The organism is Sphingomonas sp. So64.6b, from assembly GCF_014171475.1.
GTDB lineage: Bacteria > Pseudomonadota > Alphaproteobacteria > Sphingomonadales > Sphingomonadaceae > Sphingomonas > Sphingomonas alpina_A.
Window position 1 is genome coordinate 4,295,449 of sequence record NZ_CP048817.1, and the last position, 23,516, is coordinate 4,318,964.

Here is a 23,516-nt window from a genome sequence, read left to right on the forward strand (position 1 = left end):
CGTATCGCGTATCGATGAATTTCGCACCCAGTCCTTTGCCGACCACCGAGCCGCCGCACGATTGCCCGCGCTGTCCACGCCTTCTCGGGTTCCGCGAAGAATTGCAGGCCGAGCATCCCGATTGGTGGAATGCGCCGGTCAATGCGTTCGGCGACCCGGATGCATGGCTGGCGATCGTCGGGCTGGCGCCCGGCAAACATGGCGCCAACCGCACCGGGCGCCCCTTCACTGGTGACCAGTCGGGGCCATTGCTGTTCGACACGCTGGCCAAGTTCGGGCTGGCCAGCGGCAAATACGAAGCCACGCCCGACGATTCGCTAAAGCTCGACGGCGCGATCATCATCAACGCGGTCAAATGCTTGCCGCCGCAAAACAAACCGACGCCCGAAGAAATCCGCGCTTGCCGCCCGTTCCTTGCCGGTCAGGCGGCGGCATTGCCCAAGGCGCGCGTGTACATCGCGCTCGGCCAGATCGCGCATCAGTCGGCGGTCAAGATCCTGGGCGGCAAGCTGCCCAAATGCCGCTTCGCGCATCTCGCCCAGCACCGCGTGCCCGATGGCCGCATCCTGATCGATAGCTATCATTGCTCGCGCTACAATCAGAATACCGGACGGCTGACGGCCGAGATGTTCGAGGCGGTGTTCGCGCGGGCGCTGGAACTGCGGCCAGCGTGAAGAACATTCTCTTCGTGTGCAGCCAGAACCGGCTGCGCAGCCCGACGGCGGAACAGGTGTTCGCGTCGCGGCCCGATATGGAAATCGATTCGGCTGGTACCAATCACGACGCCGATAATCCGCTCACTGCCGAACTGGTCGAATGGGCCGATGTGATTTTCGTGATGGAGAAGATGCACCGAAACAAGCTGCAACGGCGCTTTCGCTCCGCCCTGAAGCAGGCCCGCGTGATCAGCCTCGATATTCCCGACGACTATGAATTCATGCAGCCGGAACTGGTGCGGCTGCTGGAGACGAAGTTCGCGCGCTATTTCCCGGATGTGCCGGTGAGCAGCTAGATATCCTGTACCAGCCGCCCGTAAAGCTCGGGCCGCCGGTCGCGGAAGAAACCGAATGCGGCGCGGTGGCGCTTGACCCGGTCGAGATCGATTGTTGCGGTGATCACGCCGGTTTCCTCGCGGCCCAGTTCGGCCAAAATGTCGCCGCGCTCGTCGGCGATGAAACTGGTGCCATAGAATGTCTGCCCGTGCTCCACGCCGATCCGGTTGGCGGCGACGATCGGCACCACGTTCGACACGGCGTGGCCGACCATCGCGCGGCGCCACAGCCGGGCGGTATCGAGCGACGTGTCATGCGGCTCGCTGCCGATCGCGGTCGGGTAGAACAGGACTTCCGCGCCCATCAGCATCATCGCGCGGGCGGTTTCCGGGTACCATTGGTCCCAGCAGATTCCGACGCCCAGCGTTGCTGAGGGGCCCGGCCAGACCTTGAAGCCGGTGTTGCCGGGACGGAAATAGAATTTCTCCTCATAGCCCGGTCCGTCGGGAATATGGCTCTTGCGATAGACGCCCATGACCCGGCCGTCGGGGCCGATCATCGCCAGGCTATTGTAATGATGCGGCCCGTCCGCCTCGAAGAAGCTGGTCGGGATATATACGCTGAGCTCGGCTGCGAGTTTCTGCATCGCCAGCACCGCCTTATGCTCGGCGGTAGGCTTCGCATTGGCGAATAGCCCCTCATCCTCGACGCGGCAAAAATACTCGCCTTCGAACAATTCGGGCGGCAAAATCACTTGCGCTCCCTTCGCCGCGGCCTCGCGCACGAGGGCGGAGACATGGGCGATGTTCGCGTCCATATCGTCGGTAAAGGCGGCCTGGAGCGCGGCGACGGTGATTTCGGTCATGGAGCGTACTTAGCGGTTCGGCGTTGGGTTTCAAATCGAGGGACGAAGATATGGATCGGTTTTTCGAAGCGGTCGCGCAGAAAGTGGCGAGTTGGGCGGGACGTCCGCCCGCTTTTATCCTGGCGTTTATCGTCGTCGCCGTCTGGGGCATCACCGGCCCGATGTTCGCCTATTCCAACACGTGGCAGCTGGTAATCAACACCGGTACGACGATCGTCACCTTCCTGATGGTGTTCCTGATCCAGAATGCGCAGAATCGCGACGCCAGTGCGATCCAGGCCAAACTCGACGAACTGATTCGCGCCAATAGCGAAGCGCGCACCGACTTTATCGGCATCGAGCATCTGACCGAAAAGGAACTGGAGAAGATCAAGGCGATGCTCGAACGCGAGTGCGGCGATAACGAGACGCATCACGAATCGATCGAGCGCATGCTGGCGCGGTTGTGACTGCCGGGAGCTGCCATTGCGGGACGGTGCGCTTCACCGTACCAGCGCCGCCAGACGAGGTGACCGAGTGCCACTGCTCGATCTGCTCGAAGCTTGGCTCGCTGTGTTGCTATTATCCGCCCGACCAGTTCGCGATCACCCAGGGCGAAGCGGAGCTGTCGATCTATCGATGGGGCGACCGGCTGCTCGATTTTCGCTTCTGTTCGCGGTGCAGCGCGATGATCGGCTGGCGCATCCATCCCGGGCTGGAGGAGGAATGCTACCCCGGCGGGGTCGGCGCCAGGGTCGGGGTCAATGCACGGCTGATTGACGGTATCGACGCGCGGGCATTGCCGCGCCGGGTCATCGCCGGCGCCCCCCAATGATCAGGCTGCCTGATCGAGCCGGCTGATCAGCCCGGAATCTGCTGGCTGATGCAATGGAAACTGCCGCCACCGGTCAGGATATGGTCGGCATGCAAGCCGACCGTCTCGCGATCCGGGAACAGCGCGCCGATCGCCGCGACCGCCGCCGCGTCGTTGGGCGCGCCATATTGTGGCACGACCACCGTCGCATTGCCGATATAGAAATTCATATAGCTGGCCGGCACGATCTCCTCGTCACGCAACACGCGGCCGGGCGAGGGGATCGGCACGATCTCGACCTCGTGGCGCGCGGCGTCGCGCGCGGCGTGCTGATAGATCAGCCAGTTGGGATCATTGTCCGCCGCAACGGGGATCGCCAGCCTTCCCGGTGCTACGAAACGTGCCAGGTTGTCGACATGGCCGTCGGTATGATCGTGCATCAGACCCTCGCCGAGCCAGATGACTTCGGAAAAACCGAGATCCTCCAGCAGCCGCAATTCGATCTCCGATCTCGACAGGCTGGGATTGCGATTATGATTGAGCAGGCATTGCTCGGTCGTCACGACCAGGCCGGTGCCGTCGCTGTCGATCGCGCCGCCCTCCAGTATCCAGTCGCAGCGTTCGGTACGGATGCGGCGGCGCGCGGCGAGGCGAGCGCCGATATCGTCATCGCCAGGCAGGTCGTATTTGCCGCCCCAGCCATTGAAGCGGAAATCGCGCGCGCTGTGGTCGCTCAGCACGATCGCTGCGGTATCACGAAGCCAGATATCGCCGAACGGCTCGATGACGATCTCGGCCACGTCGCCGGCCAGCTCCCTGGCCGCAGTCGCGGCTTCCGCATCGGCGACGACGAGGATGACGCGCTCGCCCTTGCCCCCGGCATGGATCGCGCGGGCAAAGGCGGTGACCTCCGCCCGCGCCGGCTCCAGGTCGTCGAGCCACAACTCCGGATGGCTCGGAAAGCCGATCCATACGGCCTTGTGGCGGGCCCATTCGGCGGGCTGGGTAACGCGGTTCGGCATCGACGGCTATCCTGTTGCCCTATTGCGCGTTCGCGCGGCTCTTGTCGCGAATGCCACGGAATTCGGCGGCCGGATACCAGTTGGGCCAGGTGTCGCTTTGCGCAAGGCCGTGACCCAGCCCGTAATAGATGTTCAGGTCGGACAGGGCGCCGTTCCAGTCCCATTTGGCGTCATATTCGTCCTGCGGCTTGTGGTAGCGGTTGACGACATAATCCTCGGTCGCCGCCTTGCCCGCCACCGTGCCGCCGACGACCAGATCCTCGCCGCTCTCGCCATAGAGCATCGGCACGCCCAATTTAGCGAAGCTGAAATGATCGGAGCGATAATAGGAGCCGCGTTCGGGATTGGCTTCGAGCGTGATGGCCCGGCCTTCGGCGGCGACCAATGGCTTGACCAGATCCTCAAGCTCGGACTTGCCTGCACCGACCAGTACGAAGTCCTTCGCCTTACCGATCACGTTGAGCCCGTCCATATTGACCCCGCCGACCGTCTTGGCGAGGGGGAAGACCGGGTTCTCGGCATAGAATTTCGAGCCGAGCAGGCCGGATTCCTCGGCGGTTACGGCCAGGAACACCTGGCTGCGCTTGGCGGGCCCGGCCTTCACTGATGCCTCGGCCAGCGCGACGAGCCCGGCCACGCCGCTCGCATTGTCGACCGCGCCGTTGCAGATATCGTCGCCTTTGACCGCGTCGCAGCGGCCGAGATGATCCCAATGCGCCGAATAGAGTACGACCTCGTCCGGCCGGGCGGTGCCGGGCAGGATGCCGACGACGTTCTTCGACGCCTGACGCCGGATCGTGTTGGTGAAGCCGACGGACGCCTTCACGCCGAGCGGCACGGCCTTGAAACCTTTCGTTGCGGCCGTCCTAGACAGCGCGGCGAAATCCTGACCAGCGCTGGCGAACAGCGCCTCGGCGACGGGTTTCTGGATCCAGCCGATCGCCTGGCTCTGGTCGAGATGATCGCCAGGTGTGTCCTGCTCCAGCTGCGGCCCGGTCCAGCTCGACTGCACCACGCCCCAGCCATAGGCGGCGGGTTCGGTATCATGGACGATGATCGCCGCGGCCGCGCCTTGCCGTGCGGCTTCTTCGAACTTGTAAGTCCAGCGGCCATAATAGGTCATCGCGCGGCCGCCGAATGGGCCGTCGAGCGTCATCGTTTTCCAGTCGGGATCGTTAATCAGGATGACCACGGTCTTTCCCTTCACATCGATCCCGGCATAATCGTTCCAGCCACGCTCGGGTGCATTGATACCGTAGCCGACGAATACCACGTCGCTGTCCTTGATCGCGACGTTCGGCACTACCCGGTATGTCCCGATGACCAGGTCGGAGCGATAGGCGGCCGATACCGGCGTCTTGCCGCCGGTGATGGTCAGCGGGCTCACATTGCCCGCGGTGATCTCGACCAGCGGGACGTCCTGATACCAACTGCCCTTGTTGGCCGGCTTGAGACCCGCTTTCTTGAAACGTTCGACGATATAGGCGGTCGTTTTGTCCTCGGCCGGCGTCGCGGGGGCGCGGCCCTCAAAGGCATCGGACGACAGGGTTTGCGTCACGTCCTTCAGCGTCTGGACCGAGACGGCGGGCGCTGGCGCTTCCTTGGCGAGTGCGGGCGCGGTGACCAGCACGCTTGACAGGGCCAGCGAGGAAACCAGCAGGGGCGACAGGCAATCGGAAACGCGCATGGTCATGCTCTCCGGGATATGGCGTTGATCGGGCGCTTTCTGGCAGTCCGGGCGGTGCCATGCAAGACGATCGGGTTTGGTGATGATCCTTATTGCTCACCCATCATGCACTGCTAAGCTGGGCAAATAACGCAAGAAAACGGGGGCTTTACTACATGGTTCGCCATCTACTGGCCACGGTGGCAGCGCTCGCGCTGGCGCCTTCGGCACATGCTGCAAATGAGGCCGCAGCAAAATTTGGCGCGCGTGAGGGCGTGCTGCAGATGAGTCTGTCACCGGACGGGACGCATGTCGCGATCATTGCGCCGGCCAAGGGCCGTGGAGCGATCTTGTCGATCGCGGATCTAGTGAAGGGCGGCACGCCCAAGGCGATCCTGAATTCGAGCGGCGACCCCGATCGGCTGACGAACTGTCATTGGGCGAGCGACACCAGGCTGATCTGTCGGGTGCACATCGTCATCCCCGGTAGCCAGTCTGCCAAGGCGCTCAATTTCACGCGCTTGGTTTCGATTAACAGTGACGGCAGTAGTGTGCGGCAATTGACCGTGGATACGAATGCTCGGTCACTCGATATAATCCAGGACGGCGGCGACGTAATCGACTGGCTGGCGGATGGCGCCAGCGGCAAGGTTCTCATGACCCGAACCTTCGTGCCGGAGGTATCGACCGGGACGCGACTCAGTAAAGACAAGGAAGGGCTTGGGGTCGATCAGGTCGATCCTGTGTCAGGTTCCCGCCGCACCGTCGTCCAGCCGAATCGGGAAGCGGTCGAGTTCATCACCGACGGCCATGGCGCGGTACGGCTGATGGGTGTGCAGCCCAGGAATGATTCAGGATATGTCAGCGACCATATCGATTATGTCTACCGCCTGTCCGGCAACAATAGTTGGAAGGCTTTGAGCACGCTCAAGCTGAACGAGGGATCGAGCGGTGGCTTCAATCCTTACGCCGTCGATCATGATCTCAACGTCGTGTATGGCTTCGATGGCAAGGATGGTCGGCGTGCGCTGTACAGCATCGCGCTGGACGGCACGTTGAAGCGTAACCTCGTCCTCGCGCGGCCGGATGTCGACGTCGACGGCCTGATCCGAATCGGCCGCCAGAACCGGGTGGTCGGCGCGACCTTCATCACCGATCGCCGCGAAAGCGAGTTCTTCGATGCGGAACTGAACAAGCTGCGCCAGTCGCTTGGCAAGGCGTTACCGGGAAAGCCGCTGGTGACGTTCATCGATGCCAGCGCCGACGAACGCACGCTGCTGTTGTTCGCGGGCGGCGATACCGATGCCGGACATTATTATGTCTATCACAAGGATAAGCGTACGCTAGAGGATGTGATGCTGGCCCGGCCGCAGTTGGAGAAGGTGGCGCTCGCTTCGGTCAAGGCGATCACGTTCCCGGCAGCTGACGGCACCCGGATTCCGGGCTACCTCACCTTGCCGCCTGGGAGCGACGGGAAGAATATTCCGGCGATCGTCATGCCGCATGGTGGCCCCGGCGCGCGCGACGAATGGGGTTTCGACTGGCTAGCGCAATATTTTGCCGCGCGCGGGTTCGCCGTACTCCAGCCCAATTTCCGGGGTTCGACCGGCTATGGCGATGCCTGGTTCCAGAAAAACGGCTTTCAGTCGTGGCGTACTGCGATCGGTGACGTGAACGATGCCGGTCGCTGGCTGAGTGCCCAGGGGATCGCGGCCCCGGGCAAGCTGGCGATCGTCGGATGGTCCTATGGCGGCTATGCCGCTTTGCAGTCGGCGGTACTTGACCCCAACTTGTTCAAGGCGATCGTCGCGATCGCGCCGGTGACCGATCTCGAGGCATTGCGGATGGAGGCGCGTGATTTCGCCAATTTCAGGCTCGTCGATGCCTTTATCGGCAAAGGCCCGCACGTGACTCAGGGATCGCCAGCGAGCAATGCCGCGCGCATCAAGGCGCCAGTGCTGCTGTTTCATGGCGATCGCGACACTAATGTCGGTATTCGCCAGTCGAAACTGATGGTCGACAAACTCAAGGATGTCGGAGGCAAGGTCGAACTGGTCGAGTTCCATGGTCTGGATCATCAACTCGACGACGATGTCGCGCGCACCGCGATGCTCGACAAGGCCGACACCTTCTTGCGGCAATCGCTTGGCCTGTGAACGAAAAAGGGCGGCCCCGACAGGGCCGCCCTTCTTTGAATTGGTCGGGATGAAACTTTAGCGCGAGTAGAACTCGACAACCAGGTTTGGCTCCATCTTCACCGGATAGGGTACTTCGTCGAGCGTCGGCACGCGGGTGAATGTCACCTTCGCATTGCCGTCGGGCGCAACGTAATCGGGGATGTCGCGCTCGGCCAGGCTCTGCGCTTCCATCACCAGCGCCATTTCCTGCGCCTTGTTGCCGAGCGTGATCTCCATGCCCGGGAAGCAGCGGCGCGACGCGATGTTGCACTTCACGCCGTTGACACGGATGTGGCCATGCGAAACTAGCTGGCGCGCCGCGAACACGGTCGGTGCGAACTTGGCGCGATAGACGATCATGTCGAGACGCTGCTCGAGCAGACCGATCAGGTTCTGACCGGTATCGCCCTTCATGCGCGCGGCTTCATGATAGCAGGCGCGAAACTGCTTCTCGGTCACGTCGCCATAATAACCCTTGAGCTTCTGCTTGGCGCGTAGCTGGATGCCGAAATCGGAAACCTTGCCCTTGCGGCGCTGGCCATGCTGACCGGGGCCATATTCGCGCTTGTTCACGGGTGACTTGGGACGGCCCCAGATATTCTCGCCCATACGGCGATCGAGCTTGTACTTTGCGCTTGAACGCTTCGACATGTGGTATTCCTTGCAAGTGCTGACAACAAGACCGGCGTCGCTGTGAAGCTAAGCTGATCGATACCCGGTCATCGCTCCGTCGAACCCTAAGGTTCGATCGGGGCCACCGCTTCACCGGGGTGCGGGGCCTTTTGCGAAGGCGGGCGGTTAGCGGGGGTGCGCAGGAGAGTCAAGTTGGGAAGTCACGCTGGACAGCCGCATGCAGGCTCGCCAAGAGCATGTGCATGAACGATCCAGTCCTTGCCGGCGCCCACTGCACGAAGATGATTGAGGTGCGGCGCGGCGTTGATCAGCTTGATCGCGAGCTGATCGCCCTGCTTGTCCGCCGCTTCGCCTATATGGATGCCGCAGCGCGGATCAAGCCGGAGCGCAGCGCGGTACGCGACGAGCCACGCAAGGCGCAGGTCATCGCCAATGCCCGTGCGCAAGGCGAAGCAGCAGGATTGCCCGGACCCTTGATCGCGTCCTTGTGGGACAAGCTTGTCGAAACCTCGATCGCGTACGAATTGGAAGCGTTCGATCGGCGCTGATGCGCGCGACGGCACGCTTCGTCGCCCTTCAGTTGTTGGGACGAACGCCTAGTATATCGCGGCTGCGCATGATGTCGTCGGCGTTGCCAGCCTGACCGTCGGTCTTGCGCCATTCCGCGGCGGTCTTGCAGGTCTTCTTGGAAAGGCGCGTCGAGGTGCGGGCGTCGCTGCGGCAGATCTTGCGCTCGCTTTCGGCCTTGGTCGATTGATCGGCGGTTGAAGCCGGTCCACCGTTGGTTGCGGTCTGGGCCATGGCGGGCGAAGCAAGGGCAAACGCCGCGGCGATAAGCAATTTCATCAAATTCTCCACTTCACAATCGGACCGGCCCATAATGCCAATGGGCTGATCTCGGAAGGATATATCTATATTTTGCAACGATCTCCGTTCCCGTCGGCAATCGTCGTCATGCTTGATGCGGCGGCTTCGCCTTCTTCGACCCCCGCAACGCGCTGAGCACGCCACGAAAGGTCCGTACTTCCTGGCTCGACCAGCCGGGTTTGGTCAGCAGCGTGCGCAAGGTGCGTTTGGTCACCGGCGTGCGGTCGGGTGGATAGAAGAAGTGCGCGGCCTCCAGCATCGCGTCGAGCTGCAGGATCATCCCCTCCAGTTCTTCATGCGGTGCCGGCCCGGGCAGGTCGGTTTCGGGCGGCGAGGCGAGATTAATGCCCTTCGACCATTCATAAGCGACCAGGATCACCGCCTGGGCGAGGTTGAGCGAGCCGAATTCGGCGTTGATCGGCACGGTGACGATCGTGCGGGCAAGCGCCACATCGTCGGTTTCCAGCCCCGACCGTTCCGGGCCGAACAGGATCGCCGAACGTCCCGGCGCTGCATGGATATCGGCTGCGGCGCGCTCGGGCGTCACGACCGGCTTGGTCACGCCACGCTTGCGTACCGTGGTGGCATAGACATGGGCGCAGTCGGCGACTGCGTCGGCGACGCTGTCGAACACGCCGGCCTGTTCCAGCACGATATCCGCGCCGCTTGCCGCAGGGCCGGCGGACGGATTGGGCCAGCCGTCGCGCGGGCTGACGAGGCGCATTTCGGTCAGTCCGAAATTGAGCATCGCGCGCGCCGCCTTGCCGATATTTTCGCCGAGCTGCGGGCGGACCAGGACGATGATGGGGGGCGGGGCCAGGTTGGCGCTCACGCCTTACCCGCTTCGCTCACATTGCCGGCGAATTCCTCGAAATCGCGCGCCTCGCGAAAATCCTTATAGACGCTGGCGAAGCGAATATAGGCGACCGAATCGAGGCCTTTGAGCCCGTCCATCACCATCTCGCCGATACGCTGTGACGGTACTTCGTTCTCGCCTTGCGTCTCCAATTGCCGCTGGATGCCGGAGACGAGCTTCTCGATCCGCACCGCATCGATCGGCCGCTTGCGCGCGGCGATCGAGACCGAGCGAAGCAGCTTCTCGCGATCGAACGGCTCCTTTTTGTCCTCGCTTTTCAACACGTAAAGTTCGCGCAACTGGATCCGCTCGAACGTAGTGAACCGCGCCGCGCACCCCTCGCACTGCCGCCGCCGCCGGATCGCCGCCCCGTCCTCGGTCGGCCGGCTATCCTTCACCTGGCTGTCTTCATGTCCGCAAAAGGGGCAACGCAAACGATCAGTCCTCCGTCAGTTTCTGGAACGCGGCGACGCCTGCGCCAACCACCGCACCGGCCAGGGGGCCGATCAACGGCACCGGCAATGCGACCACCGCGCCGATCGCCGCTCCCTTGGCCATGCTGGCGCCCAGCGTATCGGGCAGCGTATCGGGTAAGGCATGACGTTGCCGCGCATCTGCGGCAAAAGCCCGAGCAGCGCGAACATCGTCATTCGCCGCGCTGCGCCAGGTGCCCGGACCTGACGATGCTGACGTGCCACAATTGGAACAATAGCGGGCGTCGTCGGTCAGCTCCGTATCGCAGGTGGCGCACTCCATCGTCACACGCCTTCGGGATAGATTGGAAAGCGCGCACACAGCGCCAGCACGCGTTCGCGCACATTGGCCTCGACCTGGCCATCGCCGGCTTCGCCATTCTTGCGCAAGCCGTCGAGGACATCGGCGACCATATTGCCGATCTCGCGGAACTCGGCCGGACCGAAGCCGCGCGTGGTGCCCGCCGGCGATCCGACGCGAATGCCGCTGGTCTTGGTCGGGGGCAGCGGATCGTTGGGGATGCCGTTCTTGTTGCAGGTGATGCCGGCGCGCTCCAGCGCCTCGTCGGCGTCCTTGCCGGTCACGCCGAGCGGCGACAGGTCGATCAGCGCGAGATGCGTGTCGGTGCCACCCGATACCACTTCCGCGCCGCGCTCCTTGAGCGTCGCTGCCAGTATCTTCGCGTTCTCCACCACAGCGGCGATATAGCTTTTGTAATCGGGCTGCAGCGCTTCGCCGAACGCGACCGCCTTGGCCGCGATGACATGCATCAGTGGGCCGCCCTGCAAGCCAGGGAATACCGCCGAGTTGATCTTCTTGGCGATCGCCTCGTCATTGGTCAGCACCATGCCGCCGCGCGGACCGCGCAAGGTCTTGTGCGTCGTGGTCGTCACGACATGGGCGTGGGGGAGTGGCGAGGGGTGGTGCCCTGCGGCGACCAGTCCGGCGAAATGCGCCATGTCGACCATGAAAATCGCACCAACCTCATCGGCGATGGCGCGGAACGTCACGAAATCGATCTGGCGCGGATAAGCCGACCCGCCGGCGATGATCAGTTTGGGTTTGTGCTCATGTGCCAGCGCGCGGACCTGATCGAAATCGATCAGATGGGTGACAGGGTCGACGCCATAGGACACCGCGTTGAACCATTTGCCCGACATCGCCGCCTTGGCGCCGTGAGTCAGATGGCCGCCGGCATCAAGGCTCAGGCCCATGATCGTTTCGCCGGGCTTGACCAGTGCGAGCATCACCGCGCCATTGGCCTGTGCGCCCGAATGCGGCTGCACATTGGCGAAGCCGCAATCGAACAGCTGCTTGGCGCGCTCGATCGCCAGCGTCTCGACCTCGTCCGAGGGGTGGCAGCCCTGATAATAGCGCTTGCCGGGATAGCCTTCGGCATATTTGTTGGTGAACACGCTCCCTTGTGCCTGCAACACCGCCTTCGAGACGATATTTTCCGACGCGATCAACTCGATCTGCGTCTGTTCGCGGGTCAGCTCGTGCTGAACGCCGCCGAACACCGCCGGATCGGCCTCGGCCAGCGTGCGGGTGAAGAAGCCGTCCGGCTGCACGTCGTGAAGGGCTTGAGGATTGGTGCTCATACGGGCTCCTGTACCAAAGGGGGATGACCAAGCTTGTCGACACGGCCACCATGGCGGCCACCGGCGAATTCGGCGGCAAGGAATGCGGCGATACAGGCCTTGGCCATGTCCTCGCCGGTTAGCCGGGCGCCGAGCGCAATGACATTGGCGTCGTTATGCTCGCGCGCCAGCATCGCCGAATAGGGCTCACCGACCAAGGCGCAGCGCGCCGCCGGATTGCGGTTAACCGCGATCGAGATGCCGATACCCGATCCGCACAGCGCGACACCGCGATCGGCCGTACCGGCGGCAATCGCCGCGCCGAGCGTGTAACCGAAATCGGGATAATCGACTCGCGCGTCACTGTCCGGGCCAAGGTCGATCACCTCATGCCCTTCGTCGCGCAGCCACGCGGCGAGCACGCGCTTCAGGTCGAAGGCGGCATGGTCGGAAGCGATGGCGATGCGCATGATCGAAGCGCGCTCCTCTAGCGGGTGAAGCGGATGCGGCGGCTCTTACGCAATGCGCTCGCGGAACGCCACACCGGAAAATCTCAGCGCGGCTGCCGCAGCCATCCGCGCAGGCGCGCTGCCTTGGCATGGCCCGCGCTGACTGGCACGGTGGTGCCGTCGGGCAGGACGATCAGCCATTTCCGCCCCTCGCGGCGTGCACCCGCCACACCGTCCGCCGCGACCCATGCGCCGCGATGGACTTGCTCCCCGTCGAATTCCGCAACTTCGGCCAGCGCATCGCCGAAGCGGTGATGGATCAGGACATTGCGGCCATCGCTCAGATGCAGGCGGCAATAATGATCCTCCGCCCGGATCGCGAGGACAGCACCTGGCAGTTTAATCCCGGCGCGGGCCAGCAGGCCGTCGTACAGGATTACCGGGTCGGCGACCGGCGATGCTTCGGTGATCCTGCGGTGCCTGCCGATCGCGAACATCGTGACGAAGATGACCAGGCTGATGATCAGCGCCTGACCCCAGCTGCGCGCGATATCGACTGGCGCGCCGACCCCGAACAGGTTGAGGATGAGCGTGATCTCGAGCGGCAAAGGCAGGTTGATCACGATTGCGCCGAGCCCCGAGACCAATGGCCAGTCGGCCGGCTTGCGCACCAGCCAGACGAACCAGAGCTGCCATTTCAGGATATTCCACCCGAGTAATAGCCCCCAGAAACCGATCCGCATCGCGAGCGGCATCTCGCCGGTGCCAAAGCCGCCGACCACGACCATCATCACCCAGGCGGCGGCGCCGGCGACGGGCAATCCGGGAAAGCCGGGGAGCGACATTGCACGATTCGCGAAGTCGCGAACGCGTTTCGCGAAGCCGTCCTTGAAGCGCAGCCTCGGCGGCCGGAGGGAATGGGCGGGCATGGCACATAGCTGCCACCGCATCTTTCATCAGGCAAATTTCGGCCAGACTCCGGGGAGTATCACTCAGTGACGAAATTATTTTCGACCCGCCCATTATTGCTGGCCGCCGCGCTGCTTGCGTCAGCACCGGTCGGCGGCGCCGTGGCACAAGTCGCCGATAACGACCTGCTGACGCAGGAGCAGGCGGCGATCGGCAAGCTGTCCTGGATGGACGGCACCTGGCGCGGGCCCGCGACGACAAGGGGGCCGGGTGGCGAGCACAAGATCATTCAGACCGAACGGATCGGCAATATGCTCGGCGGTACGATCAAGGTGATCGAGGGCAAGGGGTTCAATCCCGATGGCAGCGTCGGCTTCAACGCCTTTGCCGTGATCTCTTACGATCCCGCAGCCAAGGCCTATGGTTTCCGGTCCTATGCGCAGGGACGGTCGGGCACCTTCGTGATCAGTCCGACCGCGGATGGTTATGTCTGGGAAATTCCAGCGGGCGGCGCGACGATCCGTTACACTGCCATCCTGGCCAAGGGCGTGTGGACCGAAGTCGGCGACCGGATCGTCGCGGGCGAACAGCCGCAGCGCTTTTTTGAAATGGTGCTGACTCGCGTCGGCGACAGCGATTGGCCGGCGGCGGGCAGTATGACCCGGAAATAACAGCGTTTCGGATGATATCGGGGTGCGATGGCGATTGCCCCGCACCCCTGCGCCGCGCTACGCATGCCGCCTGTGACGGATTTGCCTTCAGCCACGATCGAGCCAAAGCCGGAACATCCGTCCGCCGACGAGGCACGGGCGCGGCTGGTCGAGATATTGGTGCGTACCGGCGATGAGGATCGCGCGGCATTCCGCGATCTCTATGCCATGACGTCAGCGAAACTATTTGGCATATGCCTCCGTATCTGCGGCGAACGGCAAGCGGCGGAAGATGTGTTGCACGACGTATATCTGACGATCTGGAAGCGGGCGGGCGCTTATGAACCGAGTCGCGCGAGTCCGATTACCTGGCTCGCCACGATCGCGCGCAATCGCGCGATCGACTGGCGTCGGGCGCAGACCATTCGGCGCTCGACCCCGATCGACGAGGCACCGCCGATCGTCGATGCAGCGCCGCTGGCGAGCGACACGATCGTGGCCGACCAGGAGGCACACCGGCTGCATCGCTGTCTCGACGGGTTGGAGGATCGTCAGCGCGTGGCGATTCGAACCGCTTTCTTCGACGGGGTGACCTATGCCGATCTGGCCGAGCGTGAGGAGGTGCCGCTCGGCACAATGAAGAGCTGGGTGCGGCGGGGATTGATGAAGCTTAAGGAATGTCTCGAAAAGTGACCAAGGATCCGACCCTGACCGGCGAAGATCCGGATGTCGCCGCCGCCGAGCTGGCACTGGGTCTGCTTGAGGGCGAGGAGCGCGCCGTCGCGTTGCGCCGCGTACTCGCCGAACCCGGCTTCGCGCAGCAAGTCGAGCGCTGGCGTCTGCATCTCGCGCAATTGTTCGATGTCTGGCCTGAGGTTGATGCACCGTCCGGCGTGATGGAGCGCGTCGACCTGGCGCTGGACGGGCCGGCAACGCCGCCGCCGGTGACGTTGCTGCGTACCGGTCGGCTCTGGCCCGGTCTTGCCGCGGCGTCGAGCCTGATTGCGGCGAGCCTGTTGATGATCGTGCTGATCCGCCCCGCGCCGCCGGTGCCGGTGGCGGTTCCGCCCAAGCAGCAACCGGTCGCTGCCGCCCCGGCCAGGATGCTGGTTGCCTCGATCGATCCTTCGGCCGCGGGGAAACCGGTAACGGCGGTTTATGACCCTGTAACGGGTGGTTTGCGGTTGACCGAATCCACGCTCGCCGACGCCAATCGCAGCGCTGAGCTCTGGGTCATCGCGGCGGACGGCATACCGCACTCGCTCGGTCTGTTACGCACCAGCGGGGGCACCAATTTCACCCTTGCCGGTGACAAGCGCGCGCGGCTCGCCGTGGGAGCGACGCTGGCGATATCGCTCGAGCCCGTCGGCGGGTCACCGACCGGTCTGCCGACTGGCCCCGTCGTCGCCACCGGAGCGCTGTCGCAAGTCTGACGTCGAAGTCCGACGTTACAGGTTTAACCGCGACCCGCTGCATCTGTAACCCGCCGGTCATCGTAGCTCTCTTCGCATCCGGTTTCCCGGATCGACAGTAGGAGAGTATCCATGAGCCCCACATTCCGCGCATCGATCGTCGCCATCGCCCTGGTTGCCGGCGGCGCCGCGCTTGCCAGCCCGTCACAGAACCCGATGGTTGGCGGTGCCGCGATGTATCCGACCAGGAACATCATCGAAAATGCCGTCAATTCGAAGGATCACACGACGCTGGTCGCCGCGGTCAAGGCGGCTGACCTGGTCGAAACCTTGTCGAGTCCCGGCCCCTTCACCGTGTTCGCGCCAACCAATGCGGCATTCGCGAAACTGCCCGCCGGCACGGTCGACACGCTGATCAAACCCGAGAACAAGGGGACGCTGACCACCATCCTGACCTATCATGTACTGCCCGGCAAAATCAGCGCGGCGATGATCGCCGCCAATGCCAACGCGCATATGGGCAAGGCTACCTACACCACCGTGCAGGGCGGCACGCTGACCTTCATGAAATCCGGCAAGAGTTGGGCAATCAAGGATGCCAAGGGCGGCATCGCCAGGATCGCCATTGCCGACGTCAACCAGTCGAACGGCGTGATCCATGTGATCGATACGGTGTTGATGCCCTGAATCAGCGTCATCGGAGACGTCGCGTCAGAAAAAATCGTGCCGCTATGCATCCGATGGCCGGCCTCGCTCGTATTGCCATCGGTCTTTCCCCCAAATGGAAGACGTGTACGGGTGCCCGTTTCCCTCAGTAGCGGTGCCCTGGCGTAGAAAGGGCCTGCCGACGTTCAAGTCGGCGGGCCCTTTTTCTTGGTGCGTTGCAAGCACTGTTCGCAAGAACGCCTTCGCGCGCCGATAACCCAAAAGCATTAGAAGCCGATCCTCCCCATCGCATCCGGCTTGCACGCCGCCTCGCGCACCAGGCGGTCGAGTACGCCGCGCGCGTCGTCGGCCGGCGCATGGCGTAACTGGCGCGCCACCACCGCGAAGTCGCCTGGTGTCAGGCCCGCGACCTCGCACAATCCGGCGGGCGCCGGCATGCCGAAGAAGCGTTCGAACGCACGGACCGCCCGCGCTGTGCCGAGTGGACGCAGATCGAGCTTGAACACGAAACGCCGCAACGTCGCCGGGTCGAGCTTCCAGCCATGATTGGTCGCCGCGACGACGGGCAAGGGATGCCGGTCGAGCCAGGTGAGCAGCTCGTTGACCTGGCTGACCTCCCAGCTGGTCCGCGCGGTGCTGCGATCGAACAGCAGCGAATCCGCTTCGTCGAAGAACAGCACCGCACCGCGTTGCCGCGCCTCGGCAAAGGCTCTCGCGATCGCCACCTCGGTCTGACCGACATAGGCGGACAGCAGGTCGGAAGCGCGCTTGGTCACTAGCGGTCGATCGAGCACCCGCGCGAGATGGTCCGCCAGCGCGGTCTTGCCGGTACCGGGCGGCCCGGTGAGCAGCAACGACACATCGGTGTCGCTGCCCGCAATGATCCTTGCGAACAGAGGGCCAAGCGGCGCATCGGCCTCGTACAGTTCGAGGTCGAGCGGCCCCATGCTGCCGAACGGCAATTCACCGCCACGCAATGCACGCACCAGCGCCTCGGCCGGGCGTGCACCGCCATCGGCTTCGCCCGCCAGCTTTCCGGCGCGTGCCGCGACGCGCAGCACCGTCGTCGTCTCCGGCGCGGCGTCGAGCAGATGCTCCAGCGCCGCGCCCGGTTCGACGCCCTCTTCGCGCGCGATCCGATCGAGCATGCGCCGCCCCGCGGTACGGGTCGGCAGATCGAGCTTGAGCACGAAGCTCATCCGCCGAAGGATTGCGTCGTCGACATTGCCGATCGCGTTGGTGGTCCAGATCACCGGTACGGGGTTTGCCTCGAGCAGCCGGTTGACGAAGATCTTGCTGCCCGAACGTTTGGCGACCCAGTCGCCGCCGCTTGGCCGGGCATCGCCGATCAGATCCTCCATCTCGTCGAACAGCAACACGGCGCCCGTGCGTCGCGCGAGCAGCCGCTGAGCGAGCTGCAGCGCATTGACCCGGTCCCAGCGGGTCGGCTCCTGACCGTCTTCATCGACTTCGCCGACGCCGTGCAACGCGGTTTGCGCCGTCGCCGCGAGCGTCCGCGCCAGTTCGGTCTTGCCGGTACCGGGCGGGCCGTGGATCAGGATGTTGATCCCCGCCGCGTGCGCGTCGATCGCCCCGCGCAGCAACTGCACGAGGAAAGCCGCATCCGCGACATGCGCGAAATCGTCGAGCGTCAGGCGCGCCGACTGGCGAATGCCGACCAGCGTGTCGATCATCTCCTCGCCTTGTGCCGGCGCGCGATCGAGCAGGCGCTGAAGCGTCCAGTAGATGTCGACCTCGACCAGACCCTGGCGATTGGCGCAGAAACCGGCGAGTCCAAGGCGCAGCACCGGGCTCTGCCGAACCACGCGCACAACCTCATGCGGTAGTGCGCCGGCGAGTTCGCCAAGCAGGGTCGGCAAGTCATGGCCATGAGTCGCCGCGATCCGCACCAACCGATCGACGCGGGGCAGCCGGTCGCACGCCACCATCACGCTGAGCAGGCCGTGGTCGATCGCTCCGAACGCAAGCAGTTCGGAAAGGCGATCCGCGAGCTCCAGCGCATGCGGGCGCACGTCGTCCAGCGGCCGCGCAGCCGCAACCGCCTTGAGCAGCGCTTTCCATTTCAGCGGCCTGTCCGCCCTGGCGGACGTCGCCGTCAGCCAGGCCCGGTGCGGTTCGGCCCATTGCAGCACCGCCTGGGCCAGCGGTGTGGACGCGGCAACGCCACGCCCGATCCGGAGCAGCATGCCCCGGACGATTTGATGTTCGTCCATGATCTTTTCCGTATCCCCGGCCCGAGGACGCGCGGACGCACAAAGGCGCCGTACCCGATCGGGCCATTCAGTCTGTCATCTGGGAATACTGCGGCGGCGCCTCGCTCCGGCCGCAGCGCTTTACGGAAAAGCGCTTATGGCAGGGAGCGGTTGCCGCCGAACAGAACGCCCATCGAGGCGGTCGGGTCCAGCAATGCCTGTCTCCAACGTCCGGCCGGAATTGGCCATTCGTGCGGCGCGCCTAGCGGAAAAAGGCGCGTTTCGCAACAACGCTACTTCTCCCCTCCCTTCATGGGAGGGGTCGGGGAGGGTGCGATCGCGAAGCGCATCGCTCGGCGCAAAGCGCCGAACGGGGCATCGAGCCCCACCCGCCGCTGAAACCCTCCCCCTCCCCTCCCACAAGGGGAGGGGTGTAGAAGTGAGTCGACTCTTATCGAATCTCGACCCGGTGCGTGCCCGATGCGAGCTGTTCGAACACGCAGGTCCGGCCGAGGAATCGTTCGATGATCTCCGCCGCGGTCCGGCTGTGTTCGCTTGGCTTGACCGTGGTGAAACTACCACCACCCGCCAGCGCGAAGGGCAACAGCAACTGATCGGCTAGGTACGGTCCGGCAAACGCGTCCGATGCCTCATAGCCCGACATGCGTCCGGCCGCGCGTTTGGCAAGCTGTTCGGCGAGCACGCCAAGCTGGCCGAAACCGCTGACGATTTCGGTGACATGCTCATAAGCCGCCTCGAGGAGCAGGATGTTGCCCGGCCCCTGCTCCTCGGGCAGCTGGCGCACCGCGAACGCCTCGTCGGGCCAGCCGAGCAGTTTCTTCGCGGTACCGATCTCGCGATCGGCGACCTCGAACGGCAGTCCGGCGAACATCGCCAGCGCGGAGCGAGAGAGCAGGGCTCCGCGCTCGACACAGTCGATCGGCCGCAGCGGTGCCGGCGTGATGTCGATCTCGATCCGACCGCCGCCGCGCGGGTAGAAACCATGCCTGATCAGGCGCGCCTCGACCGTCGGTCCCATGCGGTTGATGATCGGCAGGAAGGCGCGCGCGATGAAATCAAACGGCGGCGCCATCATATTGTGCGTGCCGCCTTCGAGGATCAGCCGCGATGGCGCATCGGCCAGGACCAGCGGCATGAGGATCGTCTGCAGGACCAATCCCGTGCTGCCGGCAGTGCCGACCGCGAAGCGATATTCGCCGGGCACGACCGTGCCGGGCCGGAAGGCGAGCTCGCCCGATCCGACCGCGAGCCCGTCGCATTCCCCGCCGCCGACCGTGCACGCGGCTTCGACTGCGGTGACATGCTGACGCATCAGCCCCGGCTTCGACCGCTTGCCGCGCACATTGGTGATCTGGAACGGCTTGCCCGTGACGAGCGACAGCGCGCACGCATTGCGTACGATCTGCCCTCCGCCTTCGCCTTCCGATCCGTCGATGATGATCATTATCTTACCTAATCTATTAGGGTGCCTTCAATTTCGATCCAGCATCCACCAAAACATCCAGCTATTTGCGCGGCGATCATCGGAGGTGGCGATACCAAAATCCCCCAGTCCTACCGAAACATCGACGAACGCCGCGCGTAAACTTGCGAACTGCTTGGCGCCAAAGTGAAGCGTCAGGAGGTCGTCAGTGACGACAATCTCCAGATCTTCTCGCTCCGGTTCGAATTTGAAACGCAATCGCTCGAACGGCTCATTTATGGGACGGCCGTAATTTGGCACGCACCAGATGCTTTCTGTAACTTTGCCAAGCTTCAACGTTCGGTAGGACGCGATCCCGCCCGACCGCATATGGTCGAGCAGATCGATTAGAGACGAGCAGCCCGACGCATCACCGGTGAAGTGCCATTGGGCGTGTTTGTCCCGCCAACGCGGATACCGCCACACATACAGGCGACCGACCTGCTTCCACTCATCGACTTTCGGGGTCACGGCATCCTCGCCTGTGAATGCGTCAAGGGTTTCACCCCTTGACGCACACCACCTGCTTCAGCGTGTGAACGATCTCCACCAGATCGGCCTGGGCGGCCATCACGGCTTCGATCGGCTTATAGGCGCGGGGACTTTCGTCGATCACGCCTTCATCCTTGCGGCACGCCACACCCGCCGTATCGGCGATGTGCTCGGCCAGCGACACTTCCTTCTTGGCCTGGGTGCGCGACATCACGCGCCCCGCACCATGGCTGCAGCTGTCGAATGACTCCGCGTTGCCGAGACCCCGGACGATGAACGATTTCGCGCCCATCGACCCCGGGATGATCCCGAGCACGCCCTTTGCCGCACGCACTGCACCCTTGCGGGTGATGAGCACATTCTCGCCGAAATGGGTTTCCCGCGACACATAATTGTGATGGCAGTTGACCGCTTTCAGCTCGGCGTCGAACGGCTTGGTGATCTCGCTTCGAATGGCGCGGATCACATTCGTCATCATCATGCGGCGGTTGAGTGCCGCATAGTCCTGCGCCCAGCCGACCGCTTCGACATAATCGTCGAAATGATCGGTCCCTTCCGGGAAATAGGCCAGGTCCTGGTCGGGCAGGTTGATGTGCCATTTGCGCATGTCCTGCTTGGCCAGTTCGATGAAGAAGCTGCCGATCGCATTGCCCACCCCGCGCGATCCGGAATGGAGCATGACCCAGACCCGCTGCTCGGTATCGAGACACACTTCGATGAAGTGGTTGCCCGTGCCAAGCGTGCCGAGATGCACCAGGTTATTGGTGTTTTTCAGCCGCGGATATTTCGCCGTGATCGTCTCGAACCGCGCGAACAGAGTCGCCCAGGCCTCGACGATCGCCGGCGGCGGATCGCCCCACGAACCGGTGTCGCGTTTCGTGCGGCCGACCGACCGGCCATGCGGCACGGCGCGTTCGATCGCAGCGCGCACGCCCTCGAGATTGTCGGGCAGGTCGCTCGCGACGAGCGAAGTGCGCGCCGCCATCATGCCACAGCCGATATCGACGCCGACCGCAGCCGGAATCACCGCACCCTTGGTCGGAATCACCGAGCCGACGGTTGCGCCGATGCCGACATGCACGTCGGGCATCGCCGCGACATGCTTGAAGATGAACGGCATCTGCGCCGCGCGAGCGAGCTGCGCGCGCGCCTTGTCATCGACCGGCACGCCGCGCGTCCACATCTTGATTGGCACGCCGCCTTCGACATGCTGGTAATCGAAATTCGCTTCGGTCATCGCGACCTCCTTCTGTGTCCTGCCGCCGGGGCGGCATCACGATTGCTGGTCAGGGCGGCTGGATTTGAACCAACGACCCCCGGTTTCCAAAACCGGTACTCTGCGCAACTGAGCTACGCCCTGAAATGCCAATCCCTTGCGGCGATCCGGGGCGGCCGGCCTATTCCGACCGCCCCTGCCGCGCCGTCATGCCAGCGATGTTCGATCCACCAGCATAACGGAATAAGCTATTGCAGCAGGCGTGCCAGTTTGCGGCACCTGCGGGATGGAATCTATAAGCCACTGATTATAAAACAAAGATATCGTGATTATCGGGTGACGTGTCGCGGGCTCGCCAGCAGTTGCCTGTTCAAGTCGATAGACACAGCGCGTATTTTATCCTAAAAGATAAAAATGAGACCGCTCGTCGTCATCGGATTTCTCGGCTCGACTTTGGATGCCAGCAAGTTTGGCCCGGAGCGCTGGAACAAGTGGCGCCCGTCGGTCGGGCTGACGATGCATGAAGATTTGCGCGTCGATCGTTTCGTCATGCTTCATGGCGCGTCACATACGCGACTCGCCGAGTATATCGCCTCGGACATCATCGGCGTCTCACCCGAGACGACAGTCGATCGCCACCTTATCGATTTCCGCGACCCGTGGGATTTCGAAGAAGTGTACGGCAAGCTGCTCGATTTCACGCGGGGCTATCCGTTCGATCCCGATGTCGAGGACTATCTCGTCCACATCACGACGGGCACGCATGTCGCGCAGATCTGCCTCTTCCTGCTGAGCGAGGCGCGCTATCTGCCCGGCCGTCTGCTGCAGACCCAGCCGCATCGCGGCGCGCCGACCAACGCGCCGGGCAGCTGGAACGTGATCGACCTGGATCTGTCGCGCTATGACAGCATCGCGACGCGCTTCGCCGCAGTCAGCGCCGACAGCACCTCGTTCCTGAAATCGGGCATCGATACGAAGAACGCCGCGTTCAACCGGCTGATCGACGAGATCGAGCAGGTCGCGGTGCGATCGAGTGCGCCGGTGCTGCTGATGGGGCCGACCGGGGCGGGCAAGAGTCAACTCGCGCGGCGTATCTATGAACTGAAACGCTCGCGGCATCAGGTGAAAGGGCCGTTCGTCGAGGTCAATTGCGCGACGCTTAAAGGCGACGGCGCGATGTCCGCGCTGTTCGGGCACAAAAAGGGCGCGTTCACCGGGGCGGCCGCCGATCGGCTCGGCCTGTTGCGCACCGCCGATACCGGCATGCTGTTCCTCGACGAGATCGGTGAGCTCGGGCTCGACGAGCAGGCGATGATCCTGCGCGCGATCGAGGATAAGCGTTTCCTGCCGGTCGGCGCCGACAAGGAATCGGCGTCGGATTTCCAGCTTATCGCCGGCACCAACCGGGATCTCGGCCGTGCGGTGGGCGCGGGGCGATTCCGCGACGACCTGTTCGCACGGCTCAACCTGTGGACCTTCGCGCTGCCCGGCCTCGCCGACCGGCGCGAGGACATCGCGCCCAACCTCGATTATGAGCTCGATCGTTTCGCTGAGCGCGAAGGCGCGCGCGTGACGTTCAACAAGGAAGCGCGCGAGCGGTATCTTGCCTTTGCGACCGCGCCCACCGCGATGTGGCGGGGCAATTTCCGCGACCTCGCGGCAAGCGTTACGCGCATGGCGACCTTCTCGCCCAAGGGCAGGATCGATGCTGAATGCGTCGATGCCGAGATCGGTCGACTGGCCCGGCTATGGGCCGCCGATGGCGAGCAGGGCGACGATCTTGACGATTTGCTCGACCCGGCGGCATTGGACGCGCTCGATCCATTCGACCGGGTGCAACTCGCCCATGTCACGGGCGTCTGCCGGCGTAGCCGGTCGCTGTCCGAAGCGGGCCGGACCCTGTTCTCGGCATCGCGAACGCGACGCGCATCGTCCAATGATGCCGATCGGCTGCGCAAATACCTTGCGCGTTTCGGACTGGACTGGTTGCAGCTGTCTCGCTGAGGCGACAGGCCGAACGTCGACACCGTCATGATCGACAATGTCGGTTTGCTCATCAGCCGACCCTGCCCAACAGGTAGCCAACGGTCAAACGGGGTGC

At 63.7% G+C, this 23,516-nt stretch carries 26 protein-coding genes and 1 tRNA gene; 11 read left to right on the plus strand and 16 right to left on the minus strand.

The window, feature by feature from the left end; genetic code table 11:
• Window positions 1-14: 14 nt before the first annotated feature.
• Complete coding sequence (locus G4G27_RS20650) at window positions 15-674, plus strand: uracil-DNA glycosylase (protein ID WP_183110377.1); 660 nt, start codon at window positions 15-17, stop codon at window positions 672-674.
• Window positions 671-1,012, plus strand: a complete 342-nt coding sequence (locus tag G4G27_RS20655) for a low molecular weight protein tyrosine phosphatase family protein (protein WP_183110378.1) — start codon at window positions 671-673, stop codon at window positions 1,010-1,012. The genes G4G27_RS20650 and G4G27_RS20655 overlap by 4 nt, the downstream gene beginning before the upstream one ends.
• Here G4G27_RS20655 and aguB read toward each other — a convergent pair.
• On the minus strand, window positions 1,009-1,857 hold the full coding sequence (gene aguB, locus G4G27_RS20660) for an N-carbamoylputrescine amidase (RefSeq protein ID WP_183110379.1): 849 nt from the start codon (window positions 1,855-1,857) through the stop codon (window positions 1,009-1,011). The genes G4G27_RS20655 and aguB overlap by 4 nt on opposite strands.
• A gap of 50 nt (window positions 1,858-1,907) precedes the next feature.
• Here aguB and G4G27_RS20665 point away from each other — a divergent pair, with 50 nt between their 5' ends.
• Together G4G27_RS20665 and G4G27_RS20670 are read left to right on the plus strand one after the other, a co-directional pair.
• Window positions 1,908-2,306 (plus strand): low affinity iron permease family protein, encoded by a 399-nt coding sequence (locus G4G27_RS20665; RefSeq protein ID WP_183110380.1) that lies wholly within the window; start codon window positions 1,908-1,910, stop codon window positions 2,304-2,306.
• The gene (locus G4G27_RS20670; protein WP_183110381.1) at window positions 2,303-2,671 is read left to right on the plus strand and encodes a GFA family protein; all 369 of its coding nucleotides are present in this window, start codon (window positions 2,303-2,305) and stop codon (window positions 2,669-2,671) included. The genes G4G27_RS20665 and G4G27_RS20670 overlap by 4 nt, the downstream gene beginning before the upstream one ends.
• Before the next feature lie 26 nt (window positions 2,672-2,697).
• Here the strand turns inward: G4G27_RS20670 and G4G27_RS20675 are convergent, their stop codons facing one another.
• Together G4G27_RS20675 and G4G27_RS20680 are read right to left on the minus strand one after the other, a co-directional pair.
• Window positions 2,698-3,672, minus strand: a complete 975-nt coding sequence (locus tag G4G27_RS20675) for an agmatine deiminase family protein (protein WP_183110382.1) — start codon at window positions 3,670-3,672, stop codon at window positions 2,698-2,700.
• 19 nt (window positions 3,673-3,691) lie between these two features.
• Entirely contained in the window at window positions 3,692-5,359 is a 1,668-nt protein-coding gene (locus tag G4G27_RS20680; RefSeq protein WP_183110383.1) for a M28 family metallopeptidase, read from the minus strand.
• Window positions 5,360-5,514: 155 nt separating this feature from the next.
• On the opposite strand from G4G27_RS20680, the gene G4G27_RS20685 reads away from it, so the two are divergent.
• Window positions 5,515-7,494, plus strand: a complete 1,980-nt coding sequence (locus tag G4G27_RS20685; RefSeq protein ID WP_183110384.1) for a S9 family peptidase — start codon at window positions 5,515-5,517, stop codon at window positions 7,492-7,494.
• 57 nt (window positions 7,495-7,551) lie between these two features.
• On the opposite strand, the gene rpsD is transcribed toward G4G27_RS20685, so the two are convergent.
• Window positions 7,552-8,166 carry a 30S ribosomal protein S4 gene (rpsD, locus tag G4G27_RS20690; protein ID WP_183110385.1) on the minus strand — a complete coding sequence of 205 codons (615 nt, stop codon included), beginning with the start codon at window positions 8,164-8,166 and terminating at the stop codon, window positions 7,552-7,554.
• A 224-nt stretch (window positions 8,167-8,390) separates the two neighbouring features.
• Between rpsD and G4G27_RS20695 the strand changes: the two genes are divergently transcribed.
• Window positions 8,391-8,696 (plus strand): chorismate mutase, encoded by a 306-nt coding sequence (locus tag G4G27_RS20695; RefSeq protein WP_183110386.1) that lies wholly within the window; start codon window positions 8,391-8,393, stop codon window positions 8,694-8,696.
• Between the two features lie 28 nt (window positions 8,697-8,724).
• Here G4G27_RS20695 and G4G27_RS20700 read toward each other — a convergent pair whose 3' ends face one another.
• The 7 genes from G4G27_RS20700 to G4G27_RS20730 form a co-directional block, all read right to left on the minus strand.
• Window positions 8,725-8,994: a hypothetical protein gene (locus G4G27_RS20700; protein ID WP_183110387.1), complete on the minus strand. Its 270-nt coding sequence runs from the start codon at window positions 8,992-8,994 to the stop codon at window positions 8,725-8,727.
• A 106-nt stretch (window positions 8,995-9,100) separates the two neighbouring features.
• Entirely contained in the window at window positions 9,101-9,847 is a 747-nt protein-coding gene (locus tag G4G27_RS20705) for an RNA methyltransferase (protein WP_183110388.1), read from the minus strand.
• Window positions 9,844-10,305 carry a transcriptional regulator NrdR gene (gene nrdR / locus G4G27_RS20710; RefSeq protein ID WP_183110389.1) on the minus strand — a complete coding sequence of 154 codons (462 nt, stop codon included), beginning with the start codon at window positions 10,303-10,305 and terminating at the stop codon, window positions 9,844-9,846. The genes G4G27_RS20705 and nrdR overlap by 4 nt, the downstream gene beginning before the upstream one ends.
• 4 nt (window positions 10,306-10,309) lie before the next feature.
• A complete protein-coding gene (locus tag G4G27_RS20715) occupies window positions 10,310-10,627 on the minus strand; it encodes a zinc-ribbon domain-containing protein (protein WP_183114008.1) in 318 nt (105 codons plus the stop codon).
• Window positions 10,628-10,629: 2 nt separating this feature from the next.
• Window positions 10,630-11,946, minus strand: a complete 1,317-nt coding sequence (glyA, locus tag G4G27_RS20720) for a serine hydroxymethyltransferase (protein WP_183110390.1) — start codon at window positions 11,944-11,946, stop codon at window positions 10,630-10,632.
• The gene (rpiB, locus tag G4G27_RS20725; RefSeq protein WP_183110391.1) at window positions 11,943-12,395 is read right to left on the minus strand and encodes a ribose 5-phosphate isomerase B; all 453 of its coding nucleotides are present in this window, start codon (window positions 12,393-12,395) and stop codon (window positions 11,943-11,945) included. Before rpiB ends, glyA begins: the two co-directional genes overlap by 4 nt.
• 83 nt (window positions 12,396-12,478) lie before the next feature.
• Window positions 12,479-13,303: a LytTR family DNA-binding domain-containing protein gene (locus G4G27_RS20730; RefSeq protein WP_183110392.1), complete on the minus strand. Its 825-nt coding sequence runs from the start codon at window positions 13,301-13,303 to the stop codon at window positions 12,479-12,481.
• A gap of 66 nt (window positions 13,304-13,369) precedes the next feature.
• On the opposite strand from G4G27_RS20730, the gene G4G27_RS20735 reads away from it, so the two are divergent.
• The 4 genes from G4G27_RS20735 to G4G27_RS20750 all read left to right on the plus strand — a co-directional run bounded on the left by G4G27_RS20735 (window position 13,370) and on the right by G4G27_RS20750 (window position 16,032).
• On the plus strand, window positions 13,370-13,954 hold the full coding sequence (locus G4G27_RS20735; protein ID WP_244624440.1) for a DUF1579 domain-containing protein: 585 nt from the start codon (window positions 13,370-13,372) through the stop codon (window positions 13,952-13,954).
• 27 nt (window positions 13,955-13,981) lie between these two features.
• On the plus strand, window positions 13,982-14,626 hold the full coding sequence (locus G4G27_RS20740; protein ID WP_244624441.1) for a sigma-70 family RNA polymerase sigma factor: 645 nt from the start codon (window positions 13,982-13,984) through the stop codon (window positions 14,624-14,626).
• On the plus strand, window positions 14,623-15,366 hold the full coding sequence (locus G4G27_RS20745) for an anti-sigma factor (protein WP_244624442.1): 744 nt from the start codon (window positions 14,623-14,625) through the stop codon (window positions 15,364-15,366). The genes G4G27_RS20740 and G4G27_RS20745 overlap by 4 nt, the downstream gene beginning before the upstream one ends.
• Before the next feature lie 111 nt (window positions 15,367-15,477).
• Window positions 15,478-16,032, plus strand: a complete 555-nt coding sequence (locus G4G27_RS20750; RefSeq protein WP_183110394.1) for a fasciclin domain-containing protein — start codon at window positions 15,478-15,480, stop codon at window positions 16,030-16,032.
• A gap of 245 nt (window positions 16,033-16,277) precedes the next feature.
• Here the strand turns inward: G4G27_RS20750 and G4G27_RS20755 are convergent, their stop codons facing one another.
• The 5 genes from G4G27_RS20755 to G4G27_RS20775 all read right to left on the minus strand — a co-directional run bounded on the left by G4G27_RS20755 (window position 16,278) and on the right by G4G27_RS20775 (window position 21,559).
• The gene (locus G4G27_RS20755) at window positions 16,278-18,245 is read right to left on the minus strand and encodes an AAA family ATPase (protein WP_183110395.1); all 1,968 of its coding nucleotides are present in this window, start codon (window positions 18,243-18,245) and stop codon (window positions 16,278-16,280) included.
• A gap of 430 nt (window positions 18,246-18,675) precedes the next feature.
• Complete coding sequence (gene rtcA, locus G4G27_RS20760; RefSeq protein ID WP_183110396.1) at window positions 18,676-19,689, minus strand: RNA 3'-terminal phosphate cyclase; 1,014 nt, start codon at window positions 19,687-19,689, stop codon at window positions 18,676-18,678.
• 27 nt (window positions 19,690-19,716) lie between these two features.
• Window positions 19,717-20,178 carry a hypothetical protein gene (locus G4G27_RS20765; protein ID WP_183110397.1) on the minus strand — a complete coding sequence of 154 codons (462 nt, stop codon included), beginning with the start codon at window positions 20,176-20,178 and terminating at the stop codon, window positions 19,717-19,719.
• Between the two features lie 31 nt (window positions 20,179-20,209).
• Window positions 20,210-21,436, minus strand: a complete 1,227-nt coding sequence (locus G4G27_RS20770; protein WP_183110398.1) for an RtcB family protein — start codon at window positions 21,434-21,436, stop codon at window positions 20,210-20,212.
• Between the two features lie 46 nt (window positions 21,437-21,482).
• Window positions 21,483-21,559 (minus strand) — tRNA-Pro (locus G4G27_RS20775).
• A gap of 270 nt (window positions 21,560-21,829) precedes the next feature.
• On the opposite strand from G4G27_RS20775, the gene rtcR reads away from it, so the two are divergent.
• The gene (gene rtcR / locus G4G27_RS20780) at window positions 21,830-23,419 is read left to right on the plus strand and encodes an RNA repair transcriptional activator RtcR (protein ID WP_183110399.1); all 1,590 of its coding nucleotides are present in this window, start codon (window positions 21,830-21,832) and stop codon (window positions 23,417-23,419) included.
• Window positions 23,420-23,516 lie beyond the last annotated feature (97 nt).

Bases quoted from the DNA above. Each gene is read 5' to 3' on its own strand.
- G4G27_RS20715 (WP_183114008.1), bottom strand. From the start codon at position 10,627: ATGGAGTGCGCCACCTGCGATACGGAGCTGACCGACGACGCCCGCTAT.
- G4G27_RS20680 (WP_183110383.1), bottom strand. From the start codon at position 5,359: ATGCGCGTTTCCGATTGCCTGTCGCCCCTGCTGGTTTCCTCGCTGGCC.
- G4G27_RS20730 (WP_183110392.1), bottom strand. From the start codon at position 13,303: ATGCCCGCCCATTCCCTCCGGCCGCCGAGGCTGCGCTTCAAGGACGGC.
- G4G27_RS20700 (WP_183110387.1), bottom strand. From the start codon at position 8,994: ATGAAATTGCTTATCGCCGCGGCGTTTGCCCTTGCTTCGCCCGCCATG.
- rpsD (WP_183110385.1), bottom strand. From the start codon at position 8,166: ATGTCGAAGCGTTCAAGCGCAAAGTACAAGCTCGATCGCCGTATGGGC.
- G4G27_RS20675 (WP_183110382.1), bottom strand. From the start codon at position 3,672: ATGCCGAACCGCGTTACCCAGCCCGCCGAATGGGCCCGCCACAAGGCC.
- G4G27_RS20770 (WP_183110398.1), bottom strand. From the start codon at position 21,436: ATGACCGAAGCGAATTTCGATTACCAGCATGTCGAAGGCGGCGTGCCA.
- aguB (WP_183110379.1), bottom strand. From the start codon at position 1,857: ATGACCGAAATCACCGTCGCCGCGCTCCAGGCCGCCTTTACCGACGAT.
- rtcR (WP_183110399.1), top strand. From the start codon at position 21,830: ATGAGACCGCTCGTCGTCATCGGATTTCTCGGCTCGACTTTGGATGCC.
- G4G27_RS20750 (WP_183110394.1), top strand. From the start codon at position 15,478: ATGAGCCCCACATTCCGCGCATCGATCGTCGCCATCGCCCTGGTTGCC.
- G4G27_RS20740 (WP_244624441.1), top strand. From the start codon at position 13,982: ATGGCGATTGCCCCGCACCCCTGCGCCGCGCTACGCATGCCGCCTGTG.
- rpiB (WP_183110391.1), bottom strand. From the start codon at position 12,395: ATGCGCATCGCCATCGCTTCCGACCATGCCGCCTTCGACCTGAAGCGC.
- G4G27_RS20650 (WP_183110377.1), top strand. From the start codon at position 15: ATGAATTTCGCACCCAGTCCTTTGCCGACCACCGAGCCGCCGCACGAT.
- G4G27_RS20755 (WP_183110395.1), bottom strand. From the start codon at position 18,245: ATGGACGAACATCAAATCGTCCGGGGCATGCTGCTCCGGATCGGGCGT.
- rtcA (WP_183110396.1), bottom strand. From the start codon at position 19,689: ATGATCATCATCGACGGATCGGAAGGCGAAGGCGGAGGGCAGATCGTA.
- glyA (WP_183110390.1), bottom strand. From the start codon at position 11,946: ATGAGCACCAATCCTCAAGCCCTTCACGACGTGCAGCCGGACGGCTTC.
- G4G27_RS20695 (WP_183110386.1), top strand. From the start codon at position 8,391: ATGAACGATCCAGTCCTTGCCGGCGCCCACTGCACGAAGATGATTGAG.
- G4G27_RS20685 (WP_183110384.1), top strand. From the start codon at position 5,515: ATGGTTCGCCATCTACTGGCCACGGTGGCAGCGCTCGCGCTGGCGCCT.
- G4G27_RS20665 (WP_183110380.1), top strand. From the start codon at position 1,908: ATGGATCGGTTTTTCGAAGCGGTCGCGCAGAAAGTGGCGAGTTGGGCG.